11 protein-coding genes are annotated in these 12,659 nt (G+C 57.6%); 1 reads left to right on the top strand and 10 read right to left on the bottom strand.

Features of this window, described 5'->3' with window-relative positions; all coding sequences use genetic code 11:
- Positions 1-15: 15 nt before the first annotated feature.
- Together NL116_RS08900 and NL116_RS08895 are read right to left on the bottom strand one after the other, a co-directional pair.
- A complete protein-coding gene (locus tag NL116_RS08900; RefSeq protein ID WP_494376852.1) occupies positions 16-468 on the bottom strand; it encodes a PaaI family thioesterase in 453 nt (150 codons plus the stop codon).
- A complete protein-coding gene (locus NL116_RS08895) occupies positions 465-941 on the bottom strand; it encodes a PaaI family thioesterase (protein WP_494376851.1) in 477 nt (158 codons plus the stop codon). The genes NL116_RS08900 and NL116_RS08895 overlap by 4 nt, the downstream gene beginning before the upstream one ends.
- 156 nt (positions 942-1,097) lie before the next feature.
- Here NL116_RS08895 and NL116_RS08890 point away from each other — a divergent pair, with 156 nt between their 5' ends.
- Positions 1,098-1,331, top strand: coding sequence for a hypothetical protein (locus tag NL116_RS08890; protein ID WP_123434097.1), 234 nt, complete (start codon positions 1,098-1,100; stop codon positions 1,329-1,331).
- 67 nt (positions 1,332-1,398) lie between these two features.
- On the opposite strand, the gene NL116_RS08885 is transcribed toward NL116_RS08890, so the two are convergent.
- The 8 genes from NL116_RS08885 to NL116_RS08850 all read right to left on the bottom strand — a co-directional run bounded on the left by NL116_RS08885 (position 1,399) and on the right by NL116_RS08850 (position 12,408).
- A complete protein-coding gene (locus tag NL116_RS08885) occupies positions 1,399-1,800 on the bottom strand; it encodes an MAPEG family protein (protein WP_494376850.1) in 402 nt (133 codons plus the stop codon).
- Positions 1,800-2,537, bottom strand: coding sequence for a DUF599 domain-containing protein (locus NL116_RS08880; protein ID WP_494376849.1), 738 nt, complete (start codon positions 2,535-2,537; stop codon positions 1,800-1,802). Before NL116_RS08880 ends, NL116_RS08885 begins: the two co-directional genes overlap by 1 nt.
- A 241-nt stretch (positions 2,538-2,778) precedes the next feature.
- Entirely contained in the window at positions 2,779-4,092 is a 1,314-nt protein-coding gene (gene brnQ, locus NL116_RS08875) for a branched-chain amino acid transport system II carrier protein (protein WP_494376848.1), read from the bottom strand.
- A gap of 444 nt (positions 4,093-4,536) precedes the next feature.
- Positions 4,537-5,418 carry a succinate--CoA ligase subunit alpha gene (sucD, locus tag NL116_RS08870; RefSeq protein ID WP_027922418.1) on the bottom strand — a complete coding sequence of 294 codons (882 nt, stop codon included), beginning with the start codon at positions 5,416-5,418 and terminating at the stop codon, positions 4,537-4,539.
- On the bottom strand, positions 5,418-6,584 hold the full coding sequence (gene sucC / locus NL116_RS08865; RefSeq protein WP_007898980.1) for an ADP-forming succinate--CoA ligase subunit beta: 1,167 nt from the start codon (positions 6,582-6,584) through the stop codon (positions 5,418-5,420). The genes sucD and sucC overlap by 1 nt, the downstream gene beginning before the upstream one ends.
- A gap of 196 nt (positions 6,585-6,780) precedes the next feature.
- Entirely contained in the window at positions 6,781-8,217 is a 1,437-nt protein-coding gene (gene lpdA, locus NL116_RS08860; RefSeq protein WP_140670637.1) for a dihydrolipoyl dehydrogenase, read from the bottom strand.
- Between the two features lie 96 nt (positions 8,218-8,313).
- Complete coding sequence (gene odhB, locus NL116_RS08855; RefSeq protein WP_033056077.1) at positions 8,314-9,534, bottom strand: 2-oxoglutarate dehydrogenase complex dihydrolipoyllysine-residue succinyltransferase; 1,221 nt, start codon at positions 9,532-9,534, stop codon at positions 8,314-8,316.
- Positions 9,535-9,576: 42 nt separating this feature from the next.
- Complete coding sequence (locus NL116_RS08850; protein WP_494376847.1) at positions 9,577-12,408, bottom strand: 2-oxoglutarate dehydrogenase E1 component; 2,832 nt, start codon at positions 12,406-12,408, stop codon at positions 9,577-9,579.
- Positions 12,409-12,659: the final 251 nt, after the last annotated feature.

Raw genomic sequence — 12,659 nt, 5'->3', positions numbered from 1 at the left:
AGTTGGGGGCTGTGTTCAGGATTTCAAGGGCTCTTCGATTTTGAAATGGGCGCGGGCTGTCGCAATAGGTTCGGATTCGGTGCTTTGCCAGGCGGTAACGGCCACGTTGGCGACCCGGCGCCCCTGTCGGCACACCTGACATTTGGCCCAGGTATCGCGAAACTGCCCGGCGCGCAGGTAGTCGAGGGAGAAGTCGATAATTTTCGGCACGCCCGGTGAACCGGTGAAAATCAGCAGGTGCAGCGCCGCCGAGAGCTCCATGAACCCGGCGATCACACCGCCATGAATCGCCGGCAATAAAGGATTACCAATGTTGTCCTTGTTGGCCGGCAGGCGAAACAACAGATCGTCCCCGACCCGCGAACAGTCGACGCCAATCAACTTTGCATAAGGAATCAGGTGCAGCAGCGAGGCGTAATCGCCCTGCTCATGGGCCTGTTGCAGCTGTTCCTTGAGTGAGTCGGTCATTGCGTGCCTCCGGCGATGGCGCCGCCAAAGCCTCTGGTGCCCTTGATGGCTTTACCCATGCGCATAAAGGTGCCGACGACGTGGGCGATGGGGTGCTCTGGATCATCCTGATAGGCAAAACCGCGGGCGAAGATCACGTCAGTGGTCACTCGATAGCATTGGGCGAAACCGTAGACGTCCTTGTGCGGCTCTGCTGCATGCATGTAATCGATGCGCAAATCGAGGGTCGGGCAGACCTCGAATTCGGGCAGCACGCACAGGGTCGACATGCCGCAGGCGGTATCCATCAACGATGTCAGGGCACCGCCGTGAATGACGCCGGTTTGCGGATTACCGACGATTTGCGGGCTGTAGGGCAAGATGACCGTTAGTCCGTCATTACTGGCGCTGTGGACCCTTAGCCCGAGGACCTGGCAATGACGCAACGCGGACAGGAAGCGTGTCGCACGCTCAAAAACGGGGTTTTCGGCCATTTCTTGAAACTCTTCTTAGTGTTTGATCAAAGCAGTTCGCCTGCGAGCAAAAGTTCCATCGCAGCACAAACTTATATATCTGAACGAATTGAGGAACTTAACGCTGTGGGCTGTGCTCGAAAGGCCAGTAGTTATTTCCATAAGGAGAAACACCCCATGCGTAAGACTTTAGCTATTGCCTTGATGTTGACCGCTTCCCTCGGTCTCGCTGCTTGCGATAAAAAATCCGAGGACAAAGCTCAAGATGCTACCAAACATGCTGAGCAAGCTCAGCAGGACATGAACAAAGCTCAGGATAAAGTGAACGACGCTGCGAAAGAAAACGCCGAAGCTGCCAAAGCTCAGGCTGAATCGAACGAAGCTGCGGCAAAAGAAGCACCTAAGAACTAAATCAGTTTTTAGCGTGATAAAGAAAACCCGCCAAGTGCGGGTTTTCTTTTGCCTGCGATTGGCACCGTTAGAGCAAAACGGTTCTAAAAGTCGGACTAATCATCAGTAACAATGAACAGACGAAACCAACAATCCAGACCAGGCTGCGCTGCCAGGCCAGATCCCCCCAATAACACAGCAAGTAAATAATCCGCGAGATCACAAAGATGATCGCCAGCAGGTCGATCAACCACCCCGCCGTTTGCGTGGTGTGCGCCATCAACACCCCCACTGCAAACAATATGAAGGCCTCGAAACAGTTCTGATGCGCGGCCACGGCACGGGCGCCGAAGCCAGTAAGGTGCGCCTGTTGCTCGCGGGGCGCGTGATTGTTGTAACCGCCCTGCTCTTTCATCGCCTTGGCCACCGGCATGCGGGCCACGTAAATCAACAACGCGCTGATCAATACACACCAAAACGGAATACTCATCAAACAGTCTCTTTGTTCGCCTCGGGCAAGGGTGCCTCTGTAGGGGTATAGACCATCACGTCGAGAACGTCGGAATGAAACTCCCGGCGATACAACACCAGCACCACGCCCGCGCTCATCAGCATGAACAGCCACGGGCTGACGAACCAGGCCAGCATGGTCATGCCAAAGTAATAGGAACGCAGGCCGAAGTTGAACTGGTTGGCCGCCATGGAGATCACCCGAGCCGCACGAGCCGCGAAAGCTTTGCGCTCTTGCTCGGATACATGGCGCTCACCCACCATCGGCGCCGAGCCAATCAGAATCGCCGCAAAGTTGTATTGACGCATGCACCAGCTGAACGTGAAGAAGGCGTAGACAAACACCAGCGCCAGGCACAGTAACTTGATCTCCGACATGCCTTGGGACGCCTGTTGCACCATCGGAATATCTGCCAGCAACGACACCGCCCTTTCCGACGCACCGAGCACGGTAAGAATGCCAGCGAGGATAATCAAGGTGCTGGAGGCGAAGAACGAGGCGTTGCGCTCCAGATTGCCGACCACGCTGGCGTCGGCGATGCGGTTGTCGCGCAGCAACATGCGACGCATCCAGTCTTCGCGATACAGGTGCAACACGCTGGCCAGGCACGCGGTGTCGCGGCCCTTCCACGAGGCATACCGGGTGTAACCGCCCCAGCAGATGACAAACCAGAGCGCGGCGAGGATGTGGATCAGGTTGGCGTGGATGAACGACATGCAGGTCCTTGTGATGTATGTGCGGAGTACATAAATCCCGTGGGAGCGGGCTTGCTCGCGAAGGCGATGGATCAGTCGAGATCAATGTTCAATGATAAACCGTCTTCGCGAGCAAGCCCGCTCCCACATTCGATTTTCGCATGGCGTCAAAATCCGGCCATAAAAAAATGCCCCGTATCGATGGATACGGGGCATTTCCGTTTCGGCTTGATGGCCCGCTTGTGGCGGGCCGTTCAGCGACTCAAGCCAGCGCTTCTTCGCGCTTGCCCAGCAGACGATCGCAGACCACCGCAACCACCAGGGTCATGACCGACGGCACCAGCCACGCCAGGCCCTGCTCGCTTAGCGGCAGGTGCGACAGCTGAACCGGCATCCAGTCCGCCAGACCTGCACCCTTGAGCGCGTCGATCATGCCGAAGATGAACGACACCAGCATCACCGGGCCGACGATGCGGCCCTGCTCATGCCAGAAGTCCTTGCAGAAGCTCAGGGCTACCAAGGCGATGCACGGCGGGTAAATCGCGGTCAATACCGGGATGGAGAACGCAATCAGCTTGGTCAGGCCCAGGTTGGACACAAACAAAGAGAACACCGCCAGGATGATCACCAAGGTCTTGTAGGACAGTGGCAGCACCCGGCTGAAGTACTCGGCGCAGGCACAGGTCAGGCCGACCGCTGTCACCAGGCAGGCCAGCGAGATCAGCACTGCGAGGAAACCGCTGCCCAACGACCCGAAGGTGTGTTGAACGTAGGCGTGTAAAACCGCCGCGCCGTTGGTTGCTCCAGCGGCCACTTCATGGCTGCCCGAACCGAGGCGGAACAGGCTGATATAAACCAGCGCCAGACCCACGCCGGCAATCAGCCCGGCAATGATCGCGTAACGAGTGATCAGCACCGGCGATTCAACGCCACGGGAGCGGATGGCGTTGACGATGACGATGCCGAACACCAAGGCGCCCAGGGTATCCATGGTCAGGTAACCATTGATGAAGCCTTGGGAAAATGGCGCCGCAACGTATTCCGGCGTGGCTACGCCGATATCACCGGCCGGCAAGGCAAACGCGGCGATGCCGAGCGCTGCCAGGGCGATGATTTTCATCGGTGCGAGGAAACGGCCTACGGTATCCAGCAAACGGCCCGGATACAGCGAGATGAAGAACACCAGCAGGAAGTACACCGAACTGTAGAGGAACAACGCCAACGGGCTCTCGCCGGTCAGCGGCGCCAGGCCGACTTCGAACGACACGGTCGCAGTACGCGGGGTGGCGAACAGCGGGCCAACCGTAAGGTAGCACGCAGCGGCCAGCAGGCCACCTGCGATCTTGCCGATCGGGCTGCTCAAGGCATCCATCGTGCCACCCACTTTCGCCAGCGCCACAACGGTGATCACCGGCAAACCGACCGCGGTGATCAAAAAGCCCAGCGCTGCCATCCAGACATTAGGCCCGGACTGCAAACCGACGATAGGCGGGAAGATGATATTGCCAGCCCCGACAAACAGGGCAAACGTCATAAAACCAAGTGCCAGAATGTCCTGGCCTTTCAACACTTTCATTAAGGAAATACCACACTACTGAATCGGAATTTAGAGAGGGATTTCCCTGTGGGGTGAGGGAAATGCTGTCGGTCCGTATAGGACTGACCCTTTAGCGCGCAGCAACCTTGTGGGTCGCGGACGCAAAAATGGCGGCTAGCCTAACGAATTTGGCTTGAAAACGCACTGTTACAGGGCGAACTATCCGATACGCGACGTTTCAGTGTCGCGTTTACATATCTAATTTACCTCGGCAGAACCCTGTGGCGAGGGGTTGCCCCCGTTGGGTCGAGAAGCGGCCCCAAAAACCGGTAATCGCTTTACGTCAGACAGATCGCGTTTGTCAGATTTGCGACTGCTTCGCAGTCGAACGGGGGCAAGCCCCCTCGCCACAAAAGCCCCGGAAACGACAAAGGCCACCCGAAGGTGGCCTTTGTTTGATGAAGCGTGAATTAAGCGCGAGGCTTACTTCATCGCCCAACCGGTCAGCTCGGACAACGCCTTGCCGATGTCTGCCAGCGAACGCACGGTTTTAACGCCTGCGTCTTCCAGGGCAGCAAACTTCTCGTCTGCAGTGCCCTTGCCGCCAGAGATGATTGCGCCAGCATGGCCCATGCGCTTGCCCGCAGGGGCAGTCACACCAGCGATGTAGGAAACAACCGGCTTGGTCACGTGTGCCTTGATGTAGGCAGCCGCTTCTTCTTCAGCCGAACCGCCAATCTCACCGATCATGACGATCGCTTCGGTCTTCGGGTCTTCCTGGAACAGCTTCAGGATGTCGATGAAGTTCGAACCCGGGATCGGGTCACCGCCGATGCCGACGCAAGTCGACTGACCGAAACCTGCGTCAGTGGTTTGCTTCACAGCTTCGTAGGTCAGGGTGCCGGAACGGGAAACGATACCGACCTTGCCTGGCAAGTGAATGTGACCTGGCATGATGCCGATCTTGCATTCGCCTGGAGTGATCACGCCTGGGCAGTTAGGGCCAATCAGGACAACGCCCAGCTCGTCGCACTTAACTTTAGCGTCCAGCATGTCCAGGGTAGGAATGCCTTCAGTGATGCAGACGATCAGCTTGATGCCGCCGAAAGCTGCTTCCAGGATGGAGTCCTTGCAGAAAGGAGCTGGAACGTAGATCACGCTGGCGGTGGCGCCAGTGGCAGCTACAGCGTCTTTCACGGTGTTGAACACTGGCAGACCCAGGTGCTCGGTGCCGCCTTTGCCCGGCGTTACGCCGCCAACCATCTTGGTGCCGTATTCGAGAGCTTGCTGGGTGTGGAAACTACCTTGCGAACCGGTAATACCCTGGCAGATAACTTTGGTGTCTTTATTGATCAGGACGCTCATTATTTGCCCTCCGCAGCTTTAACGACTTGTTGAGCAGCGTCGGTCAGGCTGGTAGCAGCGATGATGTTCAAACCGCTTTCTGCCAGTACTTTAGCGCCCAGCTCAGCGTTGTTGCCTTCAAGGCGAACAACAACCGGGATTTTCACGCCGACTTCTTTCACTGCGCCGATGATGCCTTCGGCAATCATGTCGCAACGAACGATGCCGCCGAAGATGTTAACCAATACTGCAGCGACGTTAGTGTCGGACAGGATGATCTTGAACGCTTCGGTAACGCGTTCTTTGGTAGCACCGCCGCCCACGTCGAGGAAGTTGGCTGGTTTGCCGCCATGCAGGTTGACGATGTCCATGGTGCCCATGGCCAGGCCAGCACCGTTGACCATGCAACCGATGTTGCCTTCCAGTGCTACGTAGTTCAGTTCGAACTTGGCAGCGTGCGCTTCGCGCGGATCGTCTTGCGACGGATCGTGGAAAGTCTTCAGCTTAGGCTGACGGTACATGGCGTTGGCGTCGATGTTGATCTTGGCGTCGAGGCAATGCAGATCGCCGTCAGCCTTGATTACCAGCGGGTTCACTTCCAGCAGAGCCAGGTCGTGATCCTTGAACAGTTTGGCCAGACCTACAAAGATCTTGGCGAACTGAGCAACCTGCTTGCCTTCCAGACCCAGCTGGAATGCCAGCTCGCGACCCTGGAATGGCTGAGCGCCAACCAGTGGATCGATAGTGGCTTTCAGAATTTTTTCTGGAGTGTCGTGAGCGATTTTCTCGATGTCCACGCCACCTTCGGTGGAAGCCATGAACACGATACGACGGCTCGAACGGTCAACGACAGCGCCCAGGTACAGCTCTTTAGCGATATCAGTGCACGATTCAACCAGGATCTTGGTGACTGGCTGACCATTGGCGTCAGTCTGGTAAGTCACCAGACGCTTGCCCAGCCACTGCTGTGCGAATGCCTTAGCGTCTTCTTTGCTGCGAACCAGCTTTACGCCGCCCGCTTTACCGCGACCACCAGCGTGGACCTGGGCTTTGACAACCCACTCGGTGCCGCCGATTTTGTCGCAAGCTTCTGCTGCTGCTTCCGGGGTGTCTACTGCGTAACCGGTGGAAACTGGCAGGCCGTATTCAGCGAACAGCTGCTTACCCTGATACTCGTGAAGATTCATGCTTATTACCGTCTTCGTTAGGTACTGCGCATTCGGTGCTGCACTTGTTCAAGTGCCGCACCACCTGTGACTGCTGCTTGCGTAGCCTTTCCGGACAACCGGTGCAGCTACGCAAGACTGCGTCCAGCGGATATTCCGCGGTGAGTCTTGCATGCAAGGCTCACGACGGGCCATACCGCCGTGGTTTCTTATTGTCTTAACGCTTCTTGCGGTTGGCGATGTGAATGGCGCCGCCATTCACTGCCAGAGCAGCTTCGTGCAAGGCTTCAGACAGGGTCGGATGGGAGAAAACCATCATGCCCAGGTCTTCAGCGCTGGTGCCGAATTCCATGCCGATCGCGCCTTGCTGAACCAGTTCTGCAGCGCTCGGGCCAATCACATGGACGCCCAATACGCGGTCAGTCTTGGCATCGGCGATGACTTTGACGAAACCGCCGGTGTCGTTGGCTGCCATGGCACGGCCGCTGGCTGCGAACGGGAAGGTGCCAACGTTAACTTCAACGCCTTCTGCCTTCAAGGCCTGCTCGGTTTTACCCACCCACGCGATTTCCGGGTGAGTATAAATAACCGAAGGGATCAAATCATAGTTCATCTGGGCTTTGTGGCCCTTGATGCGTTCGACGACCATGATGCCCTCTTCCGAGGCCTTGTGCGCCAGCATCATGCCGCGAACCACGTCGCCGATGGCGTAGACGCCCGGTACGGTGGTGGCGCAGTGATCATCAACGTGCACGAAACCGCGCTCGTCCAGGGTCACGCCGCAATCAGCGGACAGCAGATCAGTGGTCACCGGACGGCGACCAACGGCTACGATCAGCTTGTCGAAGGTGATGTTCTGTTCGCCGTTGGCATCGGTGTAGTTCACAACGACTTCGTCGCCGTTCACTTTGGAACCGGTCACACGAGCGCCCAGCTTGATGTCCAGACCCTGTTTGGTCAGGGTTTTCAGCGCTTCCTTGGAAACGGCAGCGTCAGCGGCCATCAGGAAGGTGTCCAGCGCTTCAAGAACGGTCACTTCTGCACCCAGACGGGACCAGACCGAACCCAGTTCCAGACCGATCACACCAGCGCCGATCACGCCCAGACGCTTAGGCACGGATTGGAATTCCAGCGCGCCAGTCGAATCGACGATCACATTCTGATCAACCGGAGCCGGTGGAATGTCGATCGGACGTGAACCTGGAGCCAGAATCACGTTCTCGGCTTCGATGATTTCTACCGAACCGTCAGGCTTGGTGACTTCGACTTTCTTGCCGGCCAGCAGCTTGCCATGACCCTCGATGGAGGTCACACCGTTGGCTTTGAACAGGGTGGCAACCCCCGAGGTCAGGCCTTTTACGATGTTGGCTTTACGGCCAACCATTGCCGCCACGTCCATGGTCACGCCAGCGTGATTGATACCGTGGATCGCGAAGCCTTCTTTGGCTTCCTTGTATTTCCAGGAGCTGTCCAGCAGCGCCTTGGATGGAATGCAGCCGACGTTCAGGCAAGTACCACCAAGGGCCAGTTTGCCCTCTTTGTCGGTGTACTTCTCGATGCAGGCGGTGGTGAGACCCAGCTGGGCTGCTTTGATGGCAGCTACGTAGCCGCCAGGGCCCGCGCCGATCACTACTACGTCAAATTTCTGCGACATTCAAAAAATCCTCTTTTTTGCAAGCTTGAAGCCGCAAGCCTCAAGCCAGACTGCCCTTTCATGCAGACTGGAGCCTGAAACCTGCGGCCGCTTCTATCAGATATCCAGCAACAAACGAGCCGGGTCTTCCAGCAGGTTCTTGATGGTAACCAGGAAGGTCACAGCTTCTTTGCCATCGATCAGACGGTGATCGTAAGACAGAGCCAGGTACATCATCGGACGGATAACGACCTGACCGTTGATCGCCATCGGACGCTGCAGAATGTTGTGCATGCCCAGGATAGCCGCTTGCGGCGGGTTGACGATCGGGGTCGACATCATCGAACCGAAGGTACCACCGTTGGTGATGGTGAACGTGCCGCCGGTCATTTCGTCCATCGACAGTTTGCCGTCACGGGCTTTCTTGCCGAAGGTAGCGATGCCGCCTTCGATTTCAGCCAGGCTCATCAGTTCGGCGTTACGCAGAACCGGTACAACCAGACCACGGTCGCTGGAAACAGCCACACCGACGTCGGCGTAGCCGTGGTAAACGATGTCAGCACCGTCGATCGACGCGTTGACAGCCGGGAAGCGTTTCAGCGCCTCGGTGGCCGCTTTCACGAAGAACGACATGAAGCCCAGGCGTACGCCGTTGTGGGACTTCTCGAACAGGTCCTTGTACTTCGAACGCAGGGCCATGACTTCGGTCATGTCGACTTCGTTGAAAGTGGTCAGCATCGCCATGTTCGACTGAGCTTCTACCAGACGCTTGGCCACGGTAGCGCGAACGCGGGTCATCGGAACGCGCTTCTCGATGCGGTCGCCAGCGGCGAACACAGGAGCGGCGGCAGCAGGAGCAGCAGCCTTGGCAGGCGCGGCAGCCGGAGCGGCTTTCTTGGCAGCAACAGCAGCAACCACGTCTTCCTTGGTCACACGACCGCCTTTGCCAGTACCGGCAACGGAAGCGATGTTGATGCCGTTTTCTTCAGCCAGCTTGCGAGCAGCCGGTGCAGCAACAGGATCGTCTTCACCTTCAGCGGCTGGGGCAGCAGCTTGTGCAGCGGCCGGAGCAGCAGCGGCAGCCGGGGCAGCAGCAGCGCCGCCCGCTTCGATGGAGCCCAGGACTTCGTCGGACAGAACGGTGTCGCCTTCGTTCTTGACGATAGCGCCCAGTACGCCGTCAGCAGTCGCCAACACTTCCAGCACAACCTTGTCGGTTTCGATATCGACGATCAGGTCGTCACGCTTTACAGCGTCGCCCGGTTGTTTGTGCCAGGTGGCAACGGTGCCATCGGCAACCGATTCCGGGAAGGTGGGGGCTTTGATTTCGATAGCCATTATCTGTGGGTCCTTAAATTCGGTTTCAGGTGCGCGAAGGCGTTAAACAGTAAAGGCGTCTTGCAGCAGTTTTTCCTGCTGCTCAGCGTGCATCGATGCATAACCACAAGCAGGTGCAGCAGAAGCCTCACGGCCCGCGTACTCGAGTACGAGAGACTTGTTGAGATTGCTGATGCTACGACGCAAGTGGTGTTGGCTGCAGTACCAGGCACCCTGGTTCATTGGCTCTTCCTGACACCAGACGGCATGTTTGGCGTTGGTGTAAGGAGCCAGGACTTCTTTCAAGTCGTCCTCAGGGAATGGGTACAGCTGCTCGATACGCACGATGGCGATGTCATCACGACCTTCGGCACGGCGTTTTTCCAGCAGGTCGTAGTAGACCTTGCCGCTACACAGAACAATGCGCTCGACCTTTAACGGGTCTTGAGCATCGATTTCCGGGATCACGGTCTGGAACGAACCTTCGGCCAGATCTTCCAGGGTCGAAATAGCCAGTTTGTGACGCAGCAGCGACTTCGGAGTCAGAACGATCAATGGCTTGCGCAGCGGGCGAATCACCTGACGGCGCAGCAAGTGGTAGATCTGAGCCGGGGTGGTCGGTACGGCTACCTGAATGTTGTGCTCGGCGCACAGTTGCAGGTAACGCTCCAGGCGAGCCGACGAGTGCTCCGGCCCCTGACCTTCATAACCGTGCGGCAGCAGCATGGTCAGACCGCAGAGACGGCCCCACTTGTGCTCGCCACTGGTGATGAACTGGTCGATAACCACCTGGGCACCGTTGGCGAAGTCGCCGAACTGGGCTTCCCAGATCACCAGCGCCTCAGGCGTGGTGGTCGAGTAACCGTATTCGAACGCCAGCACGGCTTCTTCGGACAGGAACGAATCGTACAGGTCGAAACGTGGCTGGCCCTTGTACAGGTTTTGCAGCGGGACGTAGGTGCCCGCGTCTTTCTGGTTGTGCAAGACCGCGTGACGGTGCGAGAACGTACCGCGACCGATGTCCTGACCCGTCATGCGAATCGGGTGACCTTCGAACGCCAGGGTCGCGTACGCCATGGTTTCGGCGTAACCCCAGTTGATCGGCAGGCCGCCGGCTTGCATTTTCTGGCGGTCTTCGTAAATTTTCGCGACCTGGCGCTGTACCACGAAGCCTTCCGGAATTTCCAGCAGCTTGGCGGACAGTTCCTGCAAGGTTTTCAGATCGAAACGAGTGTCGTGACGTGCGGTCCAGGCGTGGCCCAGATACGGACGCCAGTCCACGAACAACTCTTTGTTCGGCTCTTTGACCAGGCTTTTTACAACATGCAGACCGTTGTCCAGCGCATTGCGGTATTCGTCGACTTTCGCCTGAACACGCTCTGCGTCCAGCACGCCGCCCTGAGTCAGACGATCGGCATACAACTCACGGGTGGTGCGCTGTTTGGTGATCTGCTGATACATGATTGGCTGGGTGCCGCTTGGCTCGTCGGCTTCGTTGTGGCCGCGACGACGGTAGCAGACCAGATCGATCACCACGTCACGCTTGAACTGCATGCGGTAGTCGATGGCCAGCTGGGTCACGAACAATACGGCTTCCGGATCATCACCATTCACATGGAGGATCGGCGCCTGGATCATTTTCGCAACGTCGGTCGCGTACTCGGTGGAGCGCGAGTCCAGCGGGTTGCTGATGGTGAAACCCACCTGGTTGTTGATCACGATGTGAACAGTACCGCCGGTCTTGAAACCGCGGGTCTGCGACATCTGGAAGGTTTCCATGACCACGCCCTGACCGGCGAATGCCGCGTCACCGTGGATGGAGATCGGCAGAACCTTCTCACCGGTCGGGTCGTTACGACGATCCTGACGGGCGCGGACCGAACCTTCTACCACCGGGGAAACGATTTCCAGGTGGGACGGGTTGAACGCCATGGCCAAGTGAACTTCACCGCCGGCGGTCATCACGTTGGACGAGAAGCCCTGGTGGTATTTAACGTCACCGGAACCCAGCTCGACCTTCTTCTTGCCTTCGAACTCATCGAACAGCTCGCGCGGGTTCTTGCCGAAGGTGTTGACCAATACGTTCAGACGACCACGGTGGGCCATGCCGATGACGATTTCCTTGGTGCCGTAGGAACCGGAACGCTGGATCAATTCGTCGAGCATAGGAATCAGGCTCTCGCCGCCTTCCAGACCGAAACGCTTGGTGCCCGGGTATTTAGTGCCCAGGTATTTTTCCAGACCTTCGCCGGCGGTGACGCGCTCGAGCAGGTGGCTCTTGATGTCGGCGGAGTAGGTCGGACGGCCGCGTACGCTTTCCAGACGTTGCTGGAACCACTGGCGCTGCTCGGAATCGGTGATATGCGTAAATTCAGCGCCGATGGTGCGGCAATATGTCTGCTGCAACGCTTCGTGAATTTCGCGTAGGCTCGCCTCCTCTTTGCCGATGAACAAGTCGCCGGCACGGTAGGTCGTATCAAGATCGGCATTGGTCAAGCCGTAATGATTGATTGACAGGTCTGCAGGTGCAGGACGCTGCCACAGCCCCAGCGGATCAAGCTGGGCTGCCTGGTGGCCACGCATACGGTAGGCCTGGATCAATCGCAGCACTTCAACTTGCTTCTTTTCGTGCTCACTGCTCACGCTGCCGGCGGAAACCGGTTGTGCGCGGCGCTGGTTCTTTGCCAGCAAGACGAAATGATCGCGAATTGTGGAGTGCGAAACATCGGTGGCAGTGTTGCCGTCAGCCGGCAACTTCTGGAAGTAGGTGCGCCACTCTTCTGGCACAGCGTTAGGGTCGTGCAGGTAGAGCTCGTAGAGCTCTTCCACATAGGCAGCGTTACTACCGGATAGGTAGGCGCTGTTCCACATGCGCTGCATCACGCTTTCTTGCATGCTTGGTCACCCTCGGTTAGGGGAACACCACCGGCGTCGACACCGAGCACACTTGCAGAAGTCCGAATGCAGCGACCAAAACAAGCCACTTAGGATCACGCTGATAGTCCGGGTACCAGCCCGGATGCCCCTGCTTGTCTCATTTCTTCAAAATAAGAGCCGCAGCTTTATGAGCTGCTGCTCAGGTTAAGACTACGGCGCCGGTTGAAGCCTGCGCCGTAGCATCTTCGGTACAGCGATCTTGCAGTTAC

It is taken from the genome of Pseudomonas sp. FBCC-B1667, assembly GCF_059133255.1.
The sequence above is the reverse complement of the archived record's forward strand: the minus strand, read 5'-3'. Positions and strand labels throughout refer to the sequence as shown.